Here is a 21,580-nt window from a genome sequence, read left to right on the forward strand (position 1 = left end):
AAAAAGCTTCCCGCTCATATCAGTGAGCGGGAAGCTAATGGTTCGAAGTGAGCAAATCCCTATTCGGTCAGGGTAAATGCTGCAAAGTTCGGCCCTTGGTTACCAAAGGCTAATGCGGGCTGCCCGAGTAGAACAGCGGGATATGGGGCAGAGTAAAGCCCATCAGCTGGTCTGCGCCTTCGTAGACCATCTTCACGGCCACGTAGAGAATGATGACCAGACCGACCCAGGCGATCCAGCGATGCTTGGTCAGCAGGCCGGCGATGAAGGTCGCAGCAACGCCCATCAGCACGACCGACAGGCCCAGGCCGAAGATCAGGGCTTCGATGTGGTGCTGCGCGGCGCCGGCCACGGCCAGCACGTTATCCAGCGACATCGAAACGTCAGCGATGATGATCTGGATGACCGCCGCGCGCAGCGTCTTCTTGGGCGCGCGGCCCGCGACGGTGCCATCGGCATTGAGATCGGAGTTTTCGAGCGCTTCCTGCGCCTCGTGCTCGGCATCGTGCGGCTCGCTGAGCTCACGATACATCTTCCAGCACACATAGAGCAGCAGCACGCCACCGGCGATCAGCAGGCCGCCACCAAGCGACAGCAGCTGAGTCGTAACCAGCGCGAAGCAGATACGCATCACGGTCGCGGCAATAATGCCGATCAGGATGGCCTTCTTGCGCACTTCGCTCGGCAGACCGGCCGCAGCCAGTCCGATAACCACCGCATTGTCGCCGGCCAGAACCAGGTCGATCATGATGACCTGCGCAAGCGAGCTCAAGAAACTCGGATCTAAGCCGAACATACCAGGGGGTCCTCGATAGGGAATTGAGATGACGCCCTATACCAGCCGTTCCAGCCGCGTGAAAAGCGAATCTCCGCCGCCAGAGACGAAAGTCTGACAATTCCTGAGGCTTGCGCCCGATTCTGACAGTTTGGTGACAGATTGGCGTGGAGCGCGTCGCAATGGCGGTCCAGCGAACCCAAAAAACCCTGAGCGGCGCCTGGGGCGCTTTTATCTCTACTCATTCGGGTGGGGGACTTTGGTGGGCGAGCACGGATTCGAACCGTGGACCCGACGATTAAGAGTCGTCTGCTCTACCAGCTGAGCTACTCGCCCACTGCTTGGGGCTCCAAAGTAGGCGCTGTATAGCCAAGGGATTCGGCGCTGTCTAGCGCCTCTAGAAACTTTCTTCACATCGGGCGATTGTAGCCTGTGGATAGTTTGTGCGCGAAGACAGGGACGACATGAGTTTTTCGGATTTTCTGGCGGTACCAATGGGTTGGCTCGCGGCCAATGCGGTCACCCTGCTGACCGCCGTCGCCATTCTGGTCATCGGTTGGTACCTTGCCCGTCTCGCTTCCCGCGCAATTCGGCAGCTCCTGCCCCGCGCCTATGGGGTGGACAAGAACTTCGCTCCCCTGCTCTCGCAGGTCGCGCGCTATGGCATCATCATCTTTTCGGTGGTGACCGCGCTCAACCTGCTCGGCGTATCCAACGCATCGATTCTGGCCGTTCTGGGCGCGGCGGGCCTGGCCATCGCGCTGGCCCTTCAGGGCACGCTCGCCAATATCGCGGCGGGCATCATGCTGATCTGGCTGCGGCCCATCGCGATCGGCGAATTCATCCAGGGTGATGGCGTGGCCGGGATCGTTGTCGAGATCGGACTGTTCGGCACGCGCCTGCGCTCATCGAGCGGGCTTTACATCTTCACGCCCAACCAGAAGCTGTGGGCTTCGGCGATCACCAATCACAGCCGCGAGCCCTATCGGCGAATCGACGTCAATGTGAGCGTCCCCGACACGATCGACATCGCCAAGTCGCGCCAGATTCTGCTGCGCATCGCCAATGCCGACAAACGCGTCATCGCCGAACCGGCGCCGAGCGTACACGTCGATAGTTTTTCGGGGGCTGCGGTCAATCTGCAGCTGCGCGCCTGGGCGCGTACGCCGGTCTATCTCGAAACGCTCTATTCGCTGACCGAAGAGGCCAAGCTGGCGCTTAATCGCGAACTGAGCGGCACGAAGGCGGCAAAGGCCGGCATTACTGTGACGCCTGACCCCGCCAATCCGAGCCCGGAGACTCAGTCAGGGGCCTGACAGATGGCGCCGGCGGAATCGCACCGCCAGCGTCCATTGGTGGCAAAGATCGCTTATTCGGCATGCGCCCGGCGTTCGCGGAACGTCGCCAGATCGAGCACATTGTCGGTGGGTGCCGGCGTAGGCTCTGCCTGCACTTCATCCATGAGGTTGATGGTGCGCTCGATAATGTAGCGCAGCTGGCGCGAACGGCTGTCCGGGCCCTGCAGAATCGTCACGGCGCGCTGCAGGTGATCCCGGGCGAGAACGTAGGTTGGCGGCATGAGGCAGGACTCCTTGAGAATCAAGTTTCGGGGACGATTTGCACGAGCCAGAAGGTGCCCCGGCATGCCTTCCTCAAACTTGCTGGCGTTCCCGGCATTTGATTCAAATGCAATCTATCGCGGGTGCGCCCGCAAACCCCCGGCAACCCTATGGTCGCGCCAAAGTTGTTAGACCGGAGCCCTGTGCAAAACTGCAAACTGCAGATTTGGGCTTGTGAATCGCAATGGCTGGCTGCCCCGCCGCCAGACTGGCAAAGTGGTCACCTACAAAAGCGAGTCGATCCAAACGTGTCCCGCCCTCAGCTCTCGTCCATCACTGCCGCGCTGCCCGAAACCGTTCCCTTCGTCGGCCCCGAAGCCATTGTAAGACAAAGCGGAATCCCGCTGCGGGCTCGAATCGGCGCCAATGAGAGCCCCTTCGGCCCCGCCCCGAGCGTGCTGGCGGCGATGACGGCCGCGGCGGCCGAGAGCTGGCATTATGGCGATCCGGAAAACCATGACCTGCGCCAGGCCATCGCCGGCCATCTCAAGATTTCGTTTACCAATGTGATGCCGGGCGAAGGGGTGGATGCCATCCTCGGTATGGCGGTGCGCCTGTTCGCCGAACCGGGCAGCACGGTGGTCACCTCGCTGGGCGGCTACCCCACCTTCAACTACCATGTCGCCGGCTATGGCGCGCACCTGCACACCGTCCCCTATATCGGCGACCACGAGGACATCGACGCCCTCGCAAAGGCAGCGCGAGACACCAATGCGAGCATGGTCTACCTCGCCAATCCCGACAATCCGATGGGCACATGGTGGGACGCCGAATCGATCGAGCGCTTCATTGCAGCCGTTCCGACCACCACAATGATCATCCTCGACGAGGCCTATGGCGAATTCGCGCCGGAGGGCACCCTGCCCGCCTTCGATGCCGACCGGCCCAACCTGCTGCGCATGCGCACCTTTTCCAAGGCCTATGGCCTTGCCGGGGCCCGCGTCGGCTATGTCATCGGGGAGGCGCGCAACATCAGCGCCTTCAACCGCATCCGCAATCACTTCGGCATCAGCAACGTCGCACAGGCCGCGGCCATCGCCGCGCTGGCCGATTCCGCTCACCTGCAGAGCTCGCTCGCGGCGGTTCGCCAGTCGCTTGAGGACACGGCAGCCATCGCGCGCCGCCACGGCCTGGCGCCCTTGCCCACGGCCACGAATTTTCTGGCTGTCGATTGCGGCCGCGACGGCGACCATGCAGCCTCGATTCTATCGGGCCTCGCTCAACGCGGCGTCTTCATTCGCAAACCCGCCGTAGCCCACCTGAACCGATGCATCCGCATCAGCGCCGGCACCGCCGCCGACCGCGCACTGCTCGACGAAGCCCTCGGCGAAGTTCTGGCGCAACTAGGGTAAGCGCCAGTCGACCTCACCCTGAGCCCGTCGAAGGACGGGGTCGTGGCGTTCCAGCTAAATCCGCTTGGTCATCTGCACGCCATTGGCGGCCAACGCGACCAGCTCGGCCGCGTCCCACACATGGTCATGCCAGCCGGTGCGGCGATAATAGCCCAGCGCGGTGCCCGCCGCGTTCACGTAAAGCGTCGTGACGCCGAATGCCCGGGCGCGGTCCTCGACCATGGCGCCGAGCACCCGGCCGTGGCCCTTGCCCTGCTCTGCGGCGGTAATGGCAACGAGGCGGAAGATCGCTGAACCGTCATCGCGCACATCAAGGCGCGTCGTGCCGATCGGCACGCCATTCAGTTTCAGCAGATAGGCATGGGCGTTGGGCGCGCGGTCCATGGGATGATTGTCATCATAAATCCCGTGCCGTCCCTTGCCCTCGAAAAGCTCCTGCCGACGGATGGCGTGATACGCCAGCCAATCAGCAGGATCGCGAACGTCGATGAGTTCGTAAGTCATCTCTCCCCCTGCCCCGGCCACGAATGGTCGGGGCACGGGGACTATCCTTAGCCCGCCAGCGCGCCTTGCGCCGAAGCGCCGCGATCGATCAGCAGGCGGTTATAGGCATTGAGATAGGCGCGGGCCGAAGCCACCAGCGTATCGGGCTCGGCGGCATTGCCGGACACGATCTTGCCGTTCATTTCGAGGCGAACATGGGCCGATGCCTGCGCGTCGGTGCCGCCGGTCACGCCGTCGACGGCATAGAGCACCAGATGCGGTTCCTGGCCCACGGCCTGCTTGATCGCGTTGAAGATCGCATCGACCGAGCCGGTACCTTCATAGCTCACCGAAGTCTCTTCGCCATCGATGGTGAGGGTCATGTTGCACTTGTGCACGCCGCCGGTCTTGGTGACGACTTCCATGTCCACCAGGCGGATACGATCGCCCACCGAGCCCACTTCGTCATCGACCAGCGCGACGATGTCGGCGTCGTAGACGTGCTTCTTGCGGTCGGCCAGATCCTTGAAGCGCTGGAAGGCTTCCTGGAACGCATTGTCGCCCAGCTCGTAGCCCAGCTCGCGCAGCTTGTCCTTGAACGCGGCGCGGCCCGAATGCTTGCCCATCACCAAGGTGGTTTCCTTGATGCCGACGCTGGCCGGGGTCATGATTTCATAGGTTTCGGCATTCTTGAGCATGCCGTCCTGATGGATGCCGCTCTCATGCGCGAAGGCATTCTTGCCCACGATGGCCTTGTTGAACTGCACCGGGAAATTGGCCGCTGCCGACACGATCTTGCTCGCCCGCGCCAGGTGCGTGGTCTCGATTTCGGTGTGGTAGGGCATGACGTCGCCGCGCGTGCGCAGCGCCATCACGATTTCCTCGAGCGCGGCGTTGCCGGCGCGTTCGCCCAGACCATTAATGGTGCATTCCACCTGGCGTGCGCCACCGCGGACGGCGGCCAGCGAGTTGGCCACGGCCAGGCCCAGGTCGTTGTGGCAGTGTGCCGAGAAGATCGCCTTGTCCGCGCCCGGCACCGAGGTGATGATGGTGCGGAACATGTGCTCATGCTCGTCGGGCACGGCATAGCCCACAGTATCGGGCAGGTTAATGGTGGTCGCGCCGGCCTTCACGGCAGCCTCGACGCAGCGCTTCAGGAATTCCAGCGGCGTGCGGGTCGCGTCCATGGCCGACCACTCGACGTCGTCGATGAGGTTGCGCGCCTGCGCCACGGTGCGCGAGATGATCTCGATCACCTCGTCCTCGGTCTTCTTCATCTGGTGGGCCAGATGGATCGGCGAGGTCGATACGAAGGTGTGGATGCGGCCGCGCTGGGCATGGCGCACCGCTTCACCGGCACGATCGATATCGGCGGTGATGGCGCGGGCGAGGCCTGCCACGGTGGCGCGCTTGACCTGCTTGGCCACCGCAACCACGGCCTCGAAGTCACCATTGGAGGCAATCGGGAAGCCCGCTTCGATAATGTCGACGCCCATATCGTCCAGCGCTTCAGCAACCTGGAGCTTCTCTTCCAGCGTCATCGTGGCGCCGGGCGACTGCTCACCATCGCGCAGCGTGGTGTCGAAGATGAAGACGCGGTCTTTATTGGATTCGGTAGTTGCGGACATTCTCATTTTCCATCAATCGGCCGAGAGTCAAAGCTCTGCAGGCCGGACATTTTCTGTTCGGCTTGTGGCGCAATCCCCTGAAGACCCGCTCGCGTGCCGAGCTGTCGGTGATCAGGGGCTGATAAGAAGGAGAAGGAGTGCAGCGGGAAGCAGCAGCATGCCAGCAGCAATCGTCAGGCGCTTTGTCTGGGCCTGGCGAGCGGTGATGGCAATGGCAGTGGCGCGCTTGCGCTGCATGGAACTAGTCTCGATTTCGCGATGAGCATGCGCGAAACGGCCGCCGGGTGCAAGCCCACAAGGCGGCCGAATGCGATTTTTTGGCGATGCGCCCTCTAGCTGAAGGCGAAGACCGCCGCCAACACCACGCCGAGGAAAGCCACGCTGGTAATCTTGTGCGCGATATCAGCGCGCTCGGCCGCTGCTCCGTCGCCGGCCTGCGCCTTCTTGTCGTTGATGCCGCCATAAATGATGGTCGCCAGCATCACCACGATCAGCGCCATCTTGATCCAGAACCAGATGCTGGCACCACCGAGCCCGCCATAGCGCAGCCACAGGATCAGCGGCCCGCTGACCAGCAGTACCACCATGGCCACCTTGCCCACCTGCGCCAGCGTGTTCATCACGCCATAATAGCCGGTGCGCATCTCCGGCGTTGCGCCGGCAATCCGGCCGGCGATCACCGGCCCCACGACAGAGTTCGAGCCTCCGGCCACAAAAGCCAGAATATGCGCCCCGATCAGCAGATTGATGAAAACGTCCATATTCCCCGCCCCTCAACGTTGGAATTGACGTCAGAAATGTAGCATGGCCTGCAGCGGCACACCATCGGGTGCCTCATGGTCCGAGGCCCACCCAGTAGCCCTCATGGTGAGGCGCGCTACTTCAGCGCCTCGAACCACGAGGGCGTGGTTGCATATGGGCCCTCAATCCCCCAGATCCAGCACCCCTTCGGCGACGATCACCGCATCGCCGCCAATGCCGCCATGGGTGAGCACGTCGTTTTCCTTGCGCAGCTGGATGGTGATGCGGCACGGCCGCCCCATTTCATGGCCCTGCCGCAACACGAAGTCGGCCTGCCCTGTCGCCAGGTCCGCGTGCTCGGACAGCAGCCCGATCAGCGCAGCCGCCGCCGAGCCGGTGCCGGAATCCTCGCCCACATCCGGGTGGAACATGCGTGCCGCGAAGTCATTGCCCTCTTCGTCGGGCGTCGCGGTGAAAACGTAGACCGCATGACGGTCGAGCGTGAAGACGTCAGGCCAAAGGCCCGAATTAACCTTGATCCGCGCCAGGACCTCGGCATTGCGCACCGGCACCAGGTGATAGGTCACGCCCGCCGAAAACACGGCCGGTTGATAGCCGTCACATCCCAGCTCGTCGACGTCGATGCCCAGCGCCTGCGCCATGCCCAGGCGATCATTGAGCGGCGCAATGCGCGACGGCAAGCGTGGCAGGGCAAAGCGCGCCTCGCCCGAGCGCTTGTCGCGGCGCTCGAACAGCGCCGTGATCAGCCCGATCTTCTCCTCGATCCGAACCGCACTCACCTTGTTCTGTAGTCCCAGAACCACCGCCGCGCCCACCGTGGGGTGGCCGGCAAACGGCAGCTCGGTATGCGGCGTGAAAATACGGATCGCCGCCGTGTTGCGCTCAGCCTGCGGCTTGCAGATAAACACGGTCTCGCTGAGGTTGAACTCGCGGGCGATCGCCTGCATTTCGTCGTCCAGCAGCCCATCGGCCTTGGTTACGACAGCCAGTTGGTTGCCTTTGAGCGGCTCGCGCGTGAACACGTCGAGCAGCAGGTAGTTGAGCTTCATGACGGCACCCTATGCGGCTGGCAGCGCAAAGTCCGCGCGGGCGCGGCCGAGATGGTCGCACAGCGCATCGACGGCAACGCCGTGGTCCGAACGCCCTGGCAGGCCCGAAATGGTCAGGCAACCGATAATGCCCGCACCCGTAACGCGCAGGGGAAACCCGCCACCGGCAATCACATAGTCTGCCGGGTCAGCGCCCGACTGCACCGAAAACGGCCCCTCGCCCCGCTCCAGCACCAGCCGATAGCTGGCGCGCTGGAACCGGCGCACTGAATTGATCTTGCGACGCACCCATTCGGCATTGTCGGCACTGGTGCCAGCCGTGGCGGCAAAGAACATCTGCCGGTCCCAGGTGCGGATATCGACCACCAGACCAAGATGCTCGGCCATGGCCCGTTCGCGGATGCTGGTGCCCAGCGCATATGCAACCGACTCGTCGAACTGGCTCAGCACCAGCTCCAGTTCCTGGCGTTTGACCAGTGCAATATCCGCGTCGTTGCTCATGTCGAATCCCCCTCAGCACTTTGATGGCCACAGGTTTAGAGCAGCGCACCGCTGCTGGGGAGTCGGCTTCGAAGCGAAAGGCAGCCAGAAATGAAAACGGGGGCCGAAGCCCCCGTTGGTAGTCGTCTTAGTTCTTTGCCTTGTCGACCAGCGCGCCGGCCTTGATCCAGGGCATCATGTCGCGCAGCTGCGCGCCAACGGCTTCGATCTGGTGCTCGTCGGCCAGACGACGGGTCGCCTTGAAGCGCGAACCGCCGGCCTTGATTTCCTGCATCCAGTCGCTGGTGAACTTGCCCGACTGAATGTCGTGCAGCACGCGCTTCATCTCGGCCTTGGTTTCCGAGGTGATGATGCGCGGACCGGTGACGTACTCGCCCCACTCAGCGGTGTTGGAGATCGAGTAGTTCATGTTGGCAATGCCGCCCTGGTAGATCAGGTCGACGATCAGCTTCACTTCGTGCAGGCACTCGAAATAGGCCATTTCCGGAGCGTAACCGGCTTCGACCAGGGTTTCGAAACCAGCGCGGATCAGCTCGACGAGACCGCCGCAGAGCACAGCCTGCTCGCCGAACAGGTCGGTTTCGCATTCTTCGCGGAAATTGGTTTCGATGATGCCCGAACGGCCGCCACCAACGCCCGATGCGTAAGCCAGCGCGATGTCATGGGCATTGCCCGATGCGTCCTGGTGCACGGCGATCAGGCACGGCACGCCGCCACCCTTCTGGTATTCGCCGCGAACGGTGTGGCCCGGGCCCTTCGGCGCGATCATGATCACGTCGACGGTGGACTTGGGTTCGATCAGGTTGAAGTGCACGTTCAGGCCGTGCGCGAAAGCCAGCGCTGCGCCGTCACGGATGTTGGGCTCGATGTGCTGCTTGTAGATGTCGGCCTGGAGTTCGTCGGGGGTCAGCATCATGATGACGTCTGCCCACTTGGAGGCGTCGGCAACCGACATCACCTTGAGGCCTTCGCCCTCGGCCTTCTTGGCCGACGGGGAACCGGGACGCAGCGCCACGACGACATCGGTGATGCCCGAGTCGCGCAGGTTCAGCACGTGGGCGTGGCCCTGGCTGCCGTAGCCGACGATAGCGACCTTCTTGGATTTGATGATGTTCAGATCGGCATCGCGATCGTAGTAGACGCGCATGGGTTTCTCCCTGGAAATGCGGTGTTATGGGTTGGCTTTCGCCCCATAGAGGACGAAGAACTGGTCGGTCGCGGCCTTCACATCGGCTTCGATATTTGCCTCGACATTGGATTGGGTCAGCGCCTTGTCGCCGAGCAGCAGACGGATCTGCACGTCGCGTACAACAAGTCCGAAGAAGGTGCGATAGGCATCTTCGCTGGAAGTGAAACGAAGCAGGCGCGCATCACGCCCCGCTTCAAGGATCGGCTTGAGACGGCGGCGGATCGCCATCGGCCCGTTGTCGAGCACGATGGTGCCCAGGCTATCCTTTTCCTGCGCGGCATGGGTGACGGCGGTGCGGTTGAGCGTGATGGACACCTCCCCCACGATCACCGTCAGCAGGTCGCGCGCGAACTGCTCGATGCTGAGGCGCAGTGCCTTGGCATTGAGATGGGAACGATCAACCTGCGGCATGCGCACCTTGGCGGCCTGCCACTGAACCGTTGCGGTCAGCAGGCCATCACGGTCGCCGAACCACTTGTAGAGCGTTTCCTTGGAGCACGAGGCGCGGCGCGCCACGGCAGTCATGGTCAGCCCATCGCCATTTTCGACGAGCAAGTCCAGCGCCGCGGTCAGCACAGCCTGCTGGCGCGGAGTGAACGTCTCTTCGTTGACCTTGATGGTCACTGGCACAGCGCTAGTCCCCAACGTCAGCCGAACGGTTTCGGCCTATTCCGTCTTTGGCGTACCGTACGGTACGGTTCTAGGCAAGTGCTATTTGCGTGTCCCATTGGTTTTGTTGCGCATGATCGGCTTCTGGATCAAGCTCAGCTTGCTCACGCGCTGCGTGCCACCAGGAGATGCCAATTGAAAAAACTGTCTGCCCTCGCCTTGGCTTTGCTTGCCCTGCCTCTGTCCGCGCAGGCCGCCGAGGAAGTCGTCACGATCAAGGGAACCCAGCGCGAAATCCCCGCGACCGTCACCTTGCCCGATGGCGCTGGCCCCTTCCCCTTCGTCGTTATGTTCCACGGCACCGGCTCGAACCGCCACGAGGCGGGCAATGGCTACGACATTCTCGCCCCGCTTCTGGCCAAGGCCGGGATTGCCAGCGCCCGCTTCGATTTCGCCGGTAGCGGCGACAGCAAGGTGGACTATGTCGAATATACCCCGTCCAGCGGCATGCAGGATGGCCTCGACGTCGTCGACTACATGCGCGGGCTCGACCAGATCGCTGATGATCGCCTGGGCCTGCTCGGCTGGAGCCAGGGCGGCATGGTCGCCATGCTCACCGCCAGCCGCACGCCCGAGGTGAAGAGCGTCGTCACATGGGCAGGCGTGCTCGACATGAGCGGATACCTGGCTGACCAGTACGACGACGCCAAAGCCAATGGCTCCACCGAAATGACCTTTGACTGGCGCACCCCGCTCAACCTGTCGATCGAGTGGTTCGACGAGGTTCGCGCGCTCGATCTGGCCAAGGAGCTCGGCAACTACAAGGGCGCCATCCTGGCCATCAATGGTTCAGCAGACACCGTGGTCCTGCCCGAAGTGGCCGACGCCATCGTCACTGCCGCCGCGGGCCAGCCCAAGGGCAAGGAAATCATCGAAGGCGCCGACCACACCTTCAATATCTTCAGTGGTGACATGTCGGCCTTCGACGCACTGACCACCATGACCGTCGAGTGGTTCGGCGACACACTTTAAGTCTTGTCCCGGCCGCCCAAGCGGCCGGGCTTTCATGCGCCCAGATGCTGGCCAAAGAATGCGAGCATCGCCGCCCGCATGGCCGGCGTTTCGGTGTGGCCGATACCGGGCTCGCTGACCAGTTGCAGCAATTCAGGCGTCGCCGCATAGGCTGGGGCCAGTTCGCCCCACGCGCGGGCGACAGCTTCCGGCGGGGTCAGCCGATCGGCCTCCCCGATACACACCAGCTGCGGGCGCGGCGCGACAAGTGCGGCGATTGAGCCGCCATCGGCCTCAGCCAGCACCCCCGGCACCGTGAGGTAGATGCCGTGCCCATCATGCGCGCCAAGGTCGACCATGGTGCGGAAGTCAGCAAAACAGCACAAATGCGCGACTGCCGCGATCCGCTCGTCCATAGCAGCGAGCCAATAGCTGAGCACGCACCCCATCGAAATACCAAAGGCGCCAATGCGCGAGGCGTCCACGTCATCGCGACCGGCCAGATAGGTCAGCGCCGCCGCATGATCGGACAGCATCTGCCCGAACAGCGATTTTCCGTACCAGAGCAAGGCTTTTGCCGCCGCCGACTCGGTGACGGTAGCGCGCTCGCCAAACACCGGCATATCGATGCACAGCGTTACATAGCCCGCCCGCGCAAATGTCGGCCCCAGCGGATCCACCAGATATTCCCGGCCCTCCAGCAATTCGCTGGCCCCTATGTGATAGCCCCCGCCATGCGAATGCCCGTAAAGGATCGCAGGATAGCGCTGCCCCTCGGCCAACGGCCGCGTGAGTATCCCCCGCACCTCCTCATCGCCCAGCCGCAGTCGCAGATGCTCGATGACATAGTCATCCATCCGCACCGTCTCGCTGGAAATGAACGTTACCGTGGGTTCGGCGAGCCCGATGATTTCGCGCAGGCGCGCAGCATTGATGGCCATCTACGCCACCCCCCTTTCAGACGTTGCGGCTTTGCGCGCGCCAACCCATTTGTTGAACCGCGCCAGCAACAGCCCGAAGCCGATCAGCAGGAGCCCGCCGCCCAGGATCGACAGTGGCTGTGCACCCAGGACCATGAACCACTGCGTGAAGAAGTGGACGGCGCCGAATATCGCGACCACATTCACCACCCAGCGCCGGTTGTTGAAGATCGCCCACGTGCCAAAGGCCAGCAGCGCCAGCGCCCATGCAATGGTGAAATAGGTGCTCGACCAACCCGAACTGTCGTCGCCGAATACCGAGCCGATGAAAAACGCGCCGTTGACCAGCAGGATCGCCGTACGCATCGCCACGATGGCCAGTCCCTCATAAACAGGACGCATCCGCAGCGACCAGACATAGAGCCCCAGCACCAGCGCCGAGAGCGCCGCAATCGCCACGACCAGATACTGCGTGGGCGTCCACACATCGACATTGATCGTGATGGTGGCGGCAAAGGCGACCACTGCCAGCCCGGCCAGCAGTCCCGATGTTGCCAGGATCGCCGCTGCCGTCAGTCCCGCCGTCAGCGCCACACGCACCCATAGCAATTCGCCGTAAAGCCCGCCGAGACCGCAGGAAAATGCCAGCGCGCCGATGACCATCACGATCTGCGCGAAGATCTCCCAGCGCTCCGGCCGCATCACATGCAGCGCAAATCCCAGGCCGAACAGCACGCCGCCGAGCACCATCACCGTTTCAAGCGTGGGCAGGAAAACCCCGATGCCCGTCGCCACTACCGCGGCGCCCAGCGCGAGGAAGATGTTGGTGCCCAAAGCCCCCGTATCAGCGGCGGCAAACTCCTTGAGCCGATCGGCCTCGGCCGCCGTCAATTTGCCCTCCGCGACCAGAGCGTTGAGATCGAGCGTAACCTTCATGCCAGCTTCCCCATCAATTGCCGGGACCCTAGCCCGCACCCTTCGCAGGCGGCAACACACTGTTTTGTTCATCGGTACTTGCCGATGGAAGGATGAAAGCGCATCTATGGAAAACCTGCCCACTGACTAACAAGAGCCGTTCATGTCCCAGCTGTTTTCTCCCAAGTCCCTGCGTGGCCTTACGCTGCGCAACCGCACCGTCGTCGCCCCCATGTGCCAGTATTCGGCTCAGGACGGTTTCGCCAATGACTGGCACTTCGTTCATCTGGGGCGTTTCGGCATTGGGGGCTTCGGGCTGGTGATCGTGGAGGCCACGGCCGTGGTTCCCGAGGGCCGCATCAGCTATGGCGACCTGGGCCTGTGGCGCGACGAACAGATCGCCCCGCTCGCCCGCATCGTTGATTTCCTGCACAGCCAGGGCACGGCCGTCGGCGTGCAGCTCGCTCACGCCGGCCGCAAGGCTTCAACTCCCGTGCCGTGGCGCAAGGGCTTTGACGAGACCGAGGAAGAAAAGGTCGCCCTGCACTTCCAGAGCTGGACGCCGGTCGCCCCTTCGGCCCTCATCCATTCCGAAAACCAGAACTTCACCAAGCCGGAAGCACTCGATGAGGCTGGCATCCGCAATGTCATCGAGTCCTTCGTCGCCGCCGCCCGGCGCGCCGAAAAAACCGGCTTCGACACGATCGAAATCCATGCCGCCCACGGCTACCTGCTGAACCAGTTCCTCTCCCCGCTCGCCAACAAGCGCACCGACCGCTATGGAGGCTCCCGGGAAAACCGCATGCGCCTGCTGCTCGAGGTCACCGAGGCCGTCCGCGCGGTGTGGCCGGAAAACAAGCCCCTGATCGTGCGCCTCTCGGTCACCGACTGGCACCCCGAGGGCTGGCAGTTGGAAGATAGCATCGTGCTCGCCCGTGAACTCAAGGCGCTCGGCGTCGACGCGATCGACTGCTCCAGCGGCGGTTTCGACGGGGCCAGCGTCAAGGTCGGCGCCGACTATCAGGTGCCATTCGCCAAGGCTCTGCGCGCCGAGGCCGGCCTGCCGACCATGGCCGTCGGCCTGCTCGGCGATGCCCACCGCGCCGAGGACATCGTCGCCAATGGCGAAGCCGATTTCGTCGCCCTCGCCCGCGGCGCGCTCGATGATCCCAATTGGCCCGTCCACGCGCGCCACGAGCTCGGCGCCGAAGACTACGCCCACTGGCCCAAGCAAACCCAACGCGTCCGCGAACGCGACCGCTCCCTGGGCCGCCGCGCCTTCAAGGCGTCCTGAGTTTTCTCCAAACGAACGCGGCGGCATCGCAAAATCGCCGCGTTTGGCCGGGCACACTTGTCTCGTCACGCAGTGATCACCAGATCAGCGATGAAACAGGGATATTTGCATGGATACGAAAGCCGCGATTCTTGCTCTCATGAGCGTCTGGGGCGTTGGTCTTTGCACCACCCTGCCCGCAACCGCGCAGGATGCGGAAGCCACCGCTGAAGAGGCCCTCGACGGCGAGAACCCGCTGCTCAACAAGGTCTGGATCCGCGCCGATGCCGATCCGGCCCTGCCCGGTCCCATGCAGATCTTCCTTGGCGATGGCACGCTGGTCAGCGACAGTTGCTGGGAAACCTATCGCCTCTCGAAATGGCAGCAGGTCTCCGAGGGCGCTATCAGCTGGGAAGAGGACGGCATGACCATCAATGCCGACATCACCACTCTCAGCGATACCGAACTGGTACTGAACCTCAAGCTGGGCAGCGACGTGCAGGAGCAGCGCTTCATCAGCGCCACCGTGCCCTACGTCTGCCCCGATATGGTCAAGTAGGGACACCCCAACGAGGCACCATCGAGCCAACCCCACCGCACCGTCCCTCCCCGACAGGGGGAGGCTAGGTGGGGGTTCTCTCTGCAAACCACCTGCCGCAGCGACTAACAATCTGGGGCGCAGGTGCCGTTACGCAACATCGTCACGCCGACGCCCTAGGTCTCCCCCTACAGTACCACCTGCGTACCGATCTCCACCACGCGCCCGGTTGGGATGTGGAAATATTCCGTCGCGTCGCTGGCATTGCGGGCCAGGCGCACGAACACCCGATCCTGCCAAAACCGCAGCGGATTACCCGAACGGGGCGCCAGCTTCAGCGAGCGGCGCGACAGGAAGAACGAAGTCGACATGATGTCGAACTTCCAGCCCAGCTTGCGGCCCAGCGCCAGCGCCTTGGGCAGGTTCGGGCTCTCCATGTAGCCGAAGGTCACGATCACCCGGCTGAACAGCTCATTATAGGCATCGATGGTCACCTTCTCGTCGTCCGGCACGCGCGGGGAAACCGAAGTGCGAACGGTCAGGATGACGTTCTGCTCATGCAGCACCTTGTAGTGCTTGAGGCTGTGCAGCAGCGCCGTCGGCGCCCCCTCGATGTCGCTGGTGAGGAACACTGCGGTTCCCGGCACCAAGGCCGGCTTCTTCTTGGAGAGATTGTCGACGAGGAATTGCAACGGCACTTCGTCCCGGCGCGTCTTTTCCGACAGGCGCCGGCGGCCGGCCATCCAGCTCCACATCACCAGCGCAACGGTCAGCGCCACCGCAGCGGGCACCCAGCCGCCCTGGAACAGCTTGGCCGCATTGGCGATGAAGAACCCGCCATCGATCAGCGCGAATACCGTGCCGAAGGTGATGACGGCGAGCGGGTGCCACTTCCAGTTGCGCCACATCACCACCACCAGCAGCGTCAGCGTCAGCACCATCACGCCCGACACTGCGATGCCATAGGCGTGCGACAGTGCGCTTGAACTGCCGAACATCAGCACCAGCACCAGCACGCCGATCATCAGCATGGTGTTGATCTGGGGCATGTAGATCTGCCCGCTCTGGGTTTCCGAGGTGTGCAGCACAACCATGCGCGGCAGCATATTGAGCGCGATCGCCTGCTGGGCGAGGCTGAACGTGCCCGAGATCACCGCCTGGCTGGCAATGATCGTCGCGGCCGTCGCCAGCGCCACGAACGGGCCGATGGCCCAGTCAGGCTGCATTTCGAAGAACGGGCTACCCACATTGCCCTGCCCCTGCTGCAGCACGAAGGCTCCCTGCCCGAAATAGTTCAGCAGCAGGCACGGAAACACCAGCGCGAACCAGACGATGACGATGGGCTTGCGGCCGAAGTGGCCGAGGTCGACGTAAAGCGCCTCGGCGCCCGTCACCGCCAGGAAGATGGCGCCGATCACGATGAAGGCCAGCCCGAAGTGAGTCGCCACGAACCCGACCCCGAGGAACGGATTGAGCGCCCAAAGCACCTCCGGATACTGGATGATATGCACCAGCCCAGAAAAGCCGAGCACCAGGAACCATAGCCCGGTAATCGGCCCGAACACGATCGACACCTTGGCGGTGCCGAAGCGTTGCACGAAGAACAGCCCGATGATGATCACCAGCGTCATCGGCACGATCCAGCGCTCGAGATGCGGCGCCACGAGCTTGACGCCCTCGACAGCCGAGAGCACCGACATGGCCGGCGTGATGATCGCGTCACCAAAGAACATGGCAGCGCCAATAACGCCCAGCACGGTGATCCAGACCGGCGGATTGGTGAATGTCTTGCGCGCCAGTGCCATCAGCGAAAGCGTGCCGCCTTCGCCGTTGTTATCGGCGCGCGTGACGAAGAACACATATTTGAGAGACACGGTAAGGGTCAGCGCCCAGACGATCAGCGAGAGCAGGCCCAGCACCTCGGCGTCAGTAACGCCCGTGTCGGGCCGCACATGCATCGCCTCGCGGAAGGCATAGATCGGGCTCGTGCCGATATCCCCATAGACAACGCCGAGGGCGCCCATGAGCAGCATGGGCAGGTGCTTGCGGGAATGTGCGTGGCTGTTGAGGTCGCTCGCATCGACACCGGCGCTGGGCGCGCCAGCCGAATTCGTCTGCGTCATGAACCTTGTGCTCTCTGGTCAAAGGCGGCGCCGCTATACACCTCGCCACCGTCACACACAACACCCGACACCTGCAATGGTTCAAAACCAACAAGGGCCGCCTCTTGCGAAGCGACCCTTGTCGGTAAACGAAGTGCTTTGGAGGCCTTCGAAAGTTTACTCGGCAGCTTCTGCCAGAGCTTCGTCTGCACGGGCGGCCTTGGTGGCCTGGCCCCACCAGGTCAGCTGGTCCAGCATGTCCTTGGCCGAGTTGCCGATCGATGCTTCCAGATCGTTCAGCGACTTGGTGCCGCCGAAGCCCGGGTGAACCGACATGAAGTCAGCGCCAGCAATGTGAACGGCCGAACGGGTCGAAACCATCTGCAGCTCGACACCGATGGTGCGCAGGTTTTCGACAGCGCGAGCGCCACCAACCGAGCCGTAACCGACGGCGCCAAACACCTTCTTGTTCCAGTTGGTATAGGCCTGGTCGAGAGCGTTCTTCAGGGCGCCGGTGATGGCGCGGTTATATTCGGCGGTCACAAAGATGTAGCCGTCATATTCGCTGATCTTGTTCTGCCACTTGACCGCATTGGCGTTCTGCGAAGGCATCCAGGCGTTGGAGGCCATTTCGTCAAAGAACGGCAGGTCGAAGTCGCGGATGTCGACGATTTCAGCGTCGAGTTCGGGGCGCTCGTTGGCCTTCTCGAGGATCCACTGCGCGGGGATGTCGCCGAAACGGGTCGGGCGGGTCGAGGAGATGATAACGGCAATCTTGAGTTTGGACATGTTGTTCCCTCCTAGGTAACAATTCGTAACTGAGGCGATATATGTGCCTGCCGACGAAACCCTCAAGAGGGCACCAATTTGTGGTGCAGGGACACTGACCTATCTAGGGCACACCAATGTAAGTATTGGCCGTGCTTGGGTTTTTATCCGATTTGGCACCAATACTGACCCATTGTGACAATGGTCATGCGCGCTGCGCAACGCAGTGTTCAAGGAATGGCGACAATAGAGATCGGCTTTTCGGAGCGTGTCCGCGCTCCATGACCACCACTGGGCGGACCCGGTGGCGCATGCCCTGCCCGCCTTAGCTGCCGAGCACGATTCGGTACTGCCGCACCGCTTCGGCAAAACCCATCAGCAGCGCATCGGCGGTGATTCCATGGCCGATGGAAACCTCGTCCACGCCACGCACTGCCGATTGGAACGCCGGTAGGTTGGCGAGCGTCAGGTCATGCCCGGCATTGACGCCCAGCCCCGCCTGGCGTGCCGCATTGGCGGTATTGGCCAGCGCGGCCAGCTCACGCACCGCCTGTCCGGGCTGGTCGTAGCAGCCGCCATAGGGGCCAGTATAAAGCTCGATGCGATGCGCGCCCGTGGCCTTGGCCGCCGCGACGCCTTCAACGCCGGCATCGGGGTCGCAGAACAGCGAAATGCGCCGTCCGGGCGCCTGCAGGCGCTTGACCACGCTGGCGAGCAGGCCGGCGGAAGTCTTGAAGTCCCAGCCATGGTCGGACGTCGCCTGTGCTGGATCGTCTGGCACCAGCGTCACCTGCTGCGGATTGACTGCATCGACCAGCGCGAAGAAGTCCTCGCTGGGATAGCCCTCGATGTTGAATTCGGCCGCCGGATACTCGTCTGCCAGCAGGCGGGCGAGATCGAAGACGTCGGTGCGCCGGATATGGCGCTCATCGGGACGCGGATGGATGGTAATGCCGCTCGCGCCCGCATCGAGCACGACACGCGCCAGCCCCACCACGCTCGGCCAGGGCAGATTGCGCCGGTTGCGCAACTGGGCGACGGCATTGAGATTGACGGAAAGCAGGGTCATGGCACGAACTCTCGAAACGCTGCCCCTGCCATATACCAGACCGGGCGATACGCCCAATCGAACCTTTTGATAACGCCCATCACCGCAACGGGCGTCTGGTTTGTGGCCACGTCAGGGGCGTGGCCACACCATTACATGCTCTTGGGGCCGCGCGAGATGGCCGCCAGGCCGGTGCGCACTACTTCAACCAGCCCGAGCGGCTGCATCAGGGCGATGAAACTGTCGATCTTGTCGGGCTTGCCGGTCACTTCGAACACGAAGCTCTCGACGGTCGCGTCGACGATATGGGCGCGGAAGGCATCGGCCAGCCGCAGCGTTTCGGCGCGATGGTCGCCCGAGCCGGCAACCTTGATCAGCGCCAGCTCGCGCTCGATCGAAGCGCCTTCGGCGGTCAGGTCATGCACCTTGTGCACGGGCACGAGGCGCTCAAGCTGCAGCTTGATCTGCACCAGGGTCTTGGGCGTAGCGGTTACGACAACAGTGATGCGACTAAGTCGACGGCCGTGTTCGGTCTCACTGACGGTCAGGCTTTCGATATTGTAGCCACGCGCCGAAAACAGGCCGACGACCCGCGCGAGGATACCGGGCTCGTTGTCGACCAGCACCGAAAGCGTATGCCGCTCGATCTGCTGGGTCTCGGTGGTCAGGAAATAAGCCGAACCGGTCGGCTGCAAATGTGCGTTCATGTCTTTGGTCCTCTACGGAACTGTTTGGTCGATCGACCCTTCGTTCCGCTGAGCCAGATGGCGTGGTTTTCGAGGTGCGCAGAAAACCGCGTCAGGTGGCCAGCGGAGCAGAGGGGGCGGCGATCAAACCAGCTGCCGTCCCTTCTCGTCGATGATGTCGCCAATGTTTGCCGTGTCGGGCAGGATGATCTCGTTATGCGGCTTGCCCGACGGGATCATCGGCAGGCAGTTCTCGTCTTTCTCGACCAGCACGTCGAAGATCACCGGGCCGTCATAGTCGAGCATTTCGGCAATGGCGGCGTCGAGGTCGGCCGGGTTGTCGCAACGGATGCCCTTGGCGCCGTAGGCCTCGGCGAGCTTCACGAAATCAGGCAGCGATTCCGAATAGGAATGCGCATAGCGCGAGCCGTGCAGCAGATCCTGCCACTGACGAACCATGCCCATGCGTTCGTTGTTGAGGATGAAGATCTTGATCGGCAGGCGATACTGCACCGCGGTCGAGATTTCCTGCATCGTCATCTGCACCGATGCTTCGCCGGCAATGTCGATCACCAGCGCGTCGGGATGGGCCACCTGCACGCCCACCGCGGCCGGCAGGCCATAGCCCATCGTGCCCAGGCCGCCGGAGGTCATCCAGTGGTTCGGCTTGTCGAAGTGGAAGTGCTGGGCCGCCCACATCTGGTGCTGGCCCACTTCGGTGGTGATGTAGACTTCCTTGGCCTGCGCCTTGGTCGCCTGGTAGAGGCGCTCGATGGCGTATTGCGGCTTGATGGTGGTCTCGGACTTCGTGTAGCCGAGCGAATTCACCGCACGCCACGCCTCGATCTGCTTCCACCACGGGGCAATCGCCTCGGTGCGCGGCTGGTTGGTCTTGCTGCGCCACACGCGCACCATTTCGCTCAGCACGCGCTCGCAGTCGCCGATGATCGGCACGTCGACGCGCACGACTTTGTTGATCGAAGAGGGATCGATATCGACATGGATCTTGCGGCTATTGGGCGAGAAGGCATCGATACGGCCGGTGATGCGGTCGTCGAACCGCGCGCCGATATTGATCATGACGTCGCAGTCATGCATCGCCAGGTTCGCTTCGTAGGTGCCGTGCATGCCCAGCATGCCCATCCACTGCTTGTTCGATGCCGGGAACGCGCCCAGCCCCATCAGCGTTGAGGTCACCGGGAAACCGGTGAGTTCGGCCAGTTCGCGCAGATGCTCGGACGCTTCCGGGCCGGCATTGATCACGCCGCCACCGGTATAGAAAATCGGACGCTCTGCCTTCAGCATCAGCTCGACCGCCGCTTCGATCGCTGCCGCATCGCCATCCATCTGCGGACGGTAGCTCTGGTGGCGCAGGGTCTCGAGGTCGGGCTTGTAATAGTCGCCCATGGCGAACTGCACGTCCTTGGGAATGTCGATCACCACCGGGCCGGGGCGGCCGGTCGTCGCGATGAGGAACGCTTCGTGCAGGATGCGCGGCAGGTCTTCGATGCGCTTCACCAGGTAGTTGTACTTGGTGCAGCTGCGGGTGATGCCGACCGTGTCGCATTCCTGGAAGGCGTCGGAGCCGATGAGGGTGGTGGGGACCTGGGCGGTGATGCAGACCATGGGAATGGAGTCCATCAGCGCGTCGGTGAGGCCGGTGACCGCGTTGGTCGCGCCGGGGCCGGAAGTGACGAGCACGACGCCGGCCTTGCCGGTGGAGCGCGCATAGCCTTCGGCCATGTGGGTCGCGCCCTGCTCGTGGCGCACCAGGATGTGCTGCACCTTGTCCTGCTGGAACATGGCATCATAGATCGGCAGGGCTGCGCCGCCAGGATAGCCAAAGATATGCTCGACGCCCTGATCGGTCAGCGCCTGGATCACCATCTCCGCGCCGGTCATTCTTTCGGCCATTGTCATTTCCTTCCTCAAGTCCATTGTCTTGGGCCCAGTCTCGTAGCGGCGAAAACCGGGCAATAAAAAAGGCCCCGTTCGGGACCTGTTTTCGGCGCACCAGCTTACGCGCGGGGTTTCACCCCACGTTGCCGATGCGCCTGCCTACTACGAGAATGAGTGCCCGCACGGGACCTCTCCAAATGAATTACGGACGCATTGATAGGTGTAATGCGCAAGGGGTGTCAAGCATTTCCCTGATCGCCCACCGCCCCTCACGGCAACGTTGCAGCCCACCTTGTGCCGGGTGCCGGCACGCCTTCGACCCCATTGCGGCCGTGCCGTGGACTGTGCGGAATCCTAAAAGCCGCCCTGCACCGTCGCGAGGCGCGGCCGGCTTCGCGTCATAAGCGGACCTACACCGTGCTTTGCGGCTGCTGCGCAATACATGAGGGAAGA

General features: G+C 63.0%; 22 protein-coding genes and 1 tRNA gene. 5 read left to right on the plus strand and 18 right to left on the minus strand.

The window, feature by feature from the left end; genetic code table 11:
- Window positions 1–109 precede the first annotated feature (109 nt).
- Both ACZ5WT_RS18805 and ACZ5WT_RS18810 read right to left on the minus strand, forming a co-directional pair.
- Window positions 110–796: a TerC family protein gene (locus tag ACZ5WT_RS18805; RefSeq protein ID WP_464285281.1), complete on the minus strand. Its 687-nt coding sequence runs from the start codon at window positions 794–796 to the stop codon at window positions 110–112.
- Between the two features lie 239 nt (window positions 797–1,035).
- A tRNA-Lys gene (locus tag ACZ5WT_RS18810) sits at window positions 1,036–1,111 on the minus strand.
- A gap of 128 nt (window positions 1,112–1,239) precedes the next feature.
- Here ACZ5WT_RS18810 and ACZ5WT_RS18815 point away from each other — a divergent pair.
- Complete coding sequence (locus tag ACZ5WT_RS18815; RefSeq protein ID WP_464285282.1) at window positions 1,240–2,091, plus strand: mechanosensitive ion channel family protein; 852 nt, start codon at window positions 1,240–1,242, stop codon at window positions 2,089–2,091.
- Between the two features lie 53 nt (window positions 2,092–2,144).
- Here ACZ5WT_RS18815 and ACZ5WT_RS18820 read toward each other — a convergent pair whose 3' ends face one another.
- Entirely contained in the window at window positions 2,145–2,354 is a 210-nt protein-coding gene (locus tag ACZ5WT_RS18820; RefSeq protein WP_464285283.1) for a hypothetical protein, read from the minus strand.
- 288 nt (window positions 2,355–2,642) lie between these two features.
- Here ACZ5WT_RS18820 and ACZ5WT_RS18825 point away from each other — a divergent pair, with 288 nt between their 5' ends.
- Window positions 2,643–3,746 (plus strand): pyridoxal phosphate-dependent aminotransferase, encoded by a 1,104-nt coding sequence (locus tag ACZ5WT_RS18825; RefSeq protein ID WP_464285284.1) that lies wholly within the window; start codon window positions 2,643–2,645, stop codon window positions 3,744–3,746.
- A 54-nt stretch (window positions 3,747–3,800) separates the two neighbouring features.
- Here the strand turns inward: ACZ5WT_RS18825 and ACZ5WT_RS18830 are convergent, their stop codons facing one another.
- The 8 genes from ACZ5WT_RS18830 to ACZ5WT_RS18865 all read right to left on the minus strand — a co-directional run bounded on the left by ACZ5WT_RS18830 (window position 3,801) and on the right by ACZ5WT_RS18865 (window position 9,988).
- Complete coding sequence (locus ACZ5WT_RS18830; RefSeq protein ID WP_464285285.1) at window positions 3,801–4,250, minus strand: GNAT family N-acetyltransferase; 450 nt, start codon at window positions 4,248–4,250, stop codon at window positions 3,801–3,803.
- A 47-nt stretch (window positions 4,251–4,297) separates the two neighbouring features.
- Window positions 4,298–5,857 (minus strand): 2-isopropylmalate synthase, encoded by a 1,560-nt coding sequence (locus ACZ5WT_RS18835; RefSeq protein WP_464285286.1) that lies wholly within the window; start codon window positions 5,855–5,857, stop codon window positions 4,298–4,300.
- A 111-nt stretch (window positions 5,858–5,968) separates the two neighbouring features.
- On the minus strand, window positions 5,969–6,094 hold the full coding sequence (locus ACZ5WT_RS18840) for a hypothetical protein (RefSeq protein WP_464285287.1): 126 nt from the start codon (window positions 6,092–6,094) through the stop codon (window positions 5,969–5,971).
- 95 nt (window positions 6,095–6,189) lie between these two features.
- The gene (locus ACZ5WT_RS18845) at window positions 6,190–6,618 is read right to left on the minus strand and encodes a hypothetical protein (protein ID WP_464285288.1); all 429 of its coding nucleotides are present in this window, start codon (window positions 6,616–6,618) and stop codon (window positions 6,190–6,192) included.
- A 162-nt stretch (window positions 6,619–6,780) separates the two neighbouring features.
- Entirely contained in the window at window positions 6,781–7,668 is an 888-nt protein-coding gene (locus ACZ5WT_RS18850; protein WP_464285289.1) for a PhzF family phenazine biosynthesis protein, read from the minus strand.
- 9 nt (window positions 7,669–7,677) lie between these two features.
- The gene (locus ACZ5WT_RS18855; RefSeq protein ID WP_464285290.1) at window positions 7,678–8,169 is read right to left on the minus strand and encodes a heme-degrading domain-containing protein; all 492 of its coding nucleotides are present in this window, start codon (window positions 8,167–8,169) and stop codon (window positions 7,678–7,680) included.
- A 127-nt stretch (window positions 8,170–8,296) separates the two neighbouring features.
- Complete coding sequence (gene ilvC / locus ACZ5WT_RS18860; RefSeq protein ID WP_464285291.1) at window positions 8,297–9,316, minus strand: ketol-acid reductoisomerase; 1,020 nt, start codon at window positions 9,314–9,316, stop codon at window positions 8,297–8,299.
- A gap of 24 nt (window positions 9,317–9,340) precedes the next feature.
- Window positions 9,341–9,988: a TetR/AcrR family transcriptional regulator gene (locus ACZ5WT_RS18865; RefSeq protein ID WP_464285292.1), complete on the minus strand. Its 648-nt coding sequence runs from the start codon at window positions 9,986–9,988 to the stop codon at window positions 9,341–9,343.
- A gap of 174 nt (window positions 9,989–10,162) precedes the next feature.
- On the opposite strand from ACZ5WT_RS18865, the gene ACZ5WT_RS18870 reads away from it, so the two are divergent.
- The gene (locus tag ACZ5WT_RS18870; protein WP_464285293.1) at window positions 10,163–10,999 is read left to right on the plus strand and encodes an alpha/beta hydrolase family protein; all 837 of its coding nucleotides are present in this window, start codon (window positions 10,163–10,165) and stop codon (window positions 10,997–10,999) included.
- A 32-nt stretch (window positions 11,000–11,031) separates the two neighbouring features.
- Here the strand turns inward: ACZ5WT_RS18870 and ACZ5WT_RS18875 are convergent, their stop codons facing one another.
- Together ACZ5WT_RS18875 and ACZ5WT_RS18880 are read right to left on the minus strand one after the other, a co-directional pair.
- Entirely contained in the window at window positions 11,032–11,919 is an 888-nt protein-coding gene (locus ACZ5WT_RS18875; protein ID WP_464285294.1) for an alpha/beta hydrolase family protein, read from the minus strand.
- Entirely contained in the window at window positions 11,920–12,834 is a 915-nt protein-coding gene (locus tag ACZ5WT_RS18880; protein ID WP_464285295.1) for a hypothetical protein, read from the minus strand.
- Between the two features lie 142 nt (window positions 12,835–12,976).
- On the opposite strand from ACZ5WT_RS18880, the gene ACZ5WT_RS18885 reads away from it, so the two are divergent.
- Entirely contained in the window at window positions 12,977–14,107 is a 1,131-nt protein-coding gene (locus ACZ5WT_RS18885) for an NADH:flavin oxidoreductase/NADH oxidase (protein ID WP_464285296.1), read from the plus strand.
- A 109-nt stretch (window positions 14,108–14,216) separates the two neighbouring features.
- Entirely contained in the window at window positions 14,217–14,645 is a 429-nt protein-coding gene (locus ACZ5WT_RS18890; RefSeq protein WP_464285297.1) for a hypothetical protein, read from the plus strand.
- 167 nt (window positions 14,646–14,812) lie between these two features.
- Here ACZ5WT_RS18890 and ACZ5WT_RS18895 read toward each other — a convergent pair whose 3' ends face one another.
- From ACZ5WT_RS18895 to ACZ5WT_RS18915, 5 genes are all read right to left on the minus strand, one after another.
- Window positions 14,813–16,747, minus strand: a complete 1,935-nt coding sequence (locus ACZ5WT_RS18895; RefSeq protein WP_464285298.1) for a potassium transporter Kup — start codon at window positions 16,745–16,747, stop codon at window positions 14,813–14,815.
- A gap of 156 nt (window positions 16,748–16,903) precedes the next feature.
- Window positions 16,904–17,515: an NADPH-dependent FMN reductase gene (locus tag ACZ5WT_RS18900; RefSeq protein ID WP_464285299.1), complete on the minus strand. Its 612-nt coding sequence runs from the start codon at window positions 17,513–17,515 to the stop codon at window positions 16,904–16,906.
- A 304-nt stretch (window positions 17,516–17,819) separates the two neighbouring features.
- On the minus strand, window positions 17,820–18,563 hold the full coding sequence (locus ACZ5WT_RS18905) for a pyridoxine 5'-phosphate synthase (RefSeq protein ID WP_464285300.1): 744 nt from the start codon (window positions 18,561–18,563) through the stop codon (window positions 17,820–17,822).
- 131 nt (window positions 18,564–18,694) lie between these two features.
- Window positions 18,695–19,249, minus strand: a complete 555-nt coding sequence (ilvN, locus tag ACZ5WT_RS18910) for an acetolactate synthase small subunit (protein ID WP_464285301.1) — start codon at window positions 19,247–19,249, stop codon at window positions 18,695–18,697.
- 123 nt (window positions 19,250–19,372) lie between these two features.
- Window positions 19,373–21,142, minus strand: a complete 1,770-nt coding sequence (locus ACZ5WT_RS18915) for an acetolactate synthase 3 large subunit (protein ID WP_464285302.1) — start codon at window positions 21,140–21,142, stop codon at window positions 19,373–19,375.
- Window positions 21,143–21,580 lie beyond the last annotated feature (438 nt).

This window comes from Devosia sp. T2-14 (assembly GCF_055397495.1).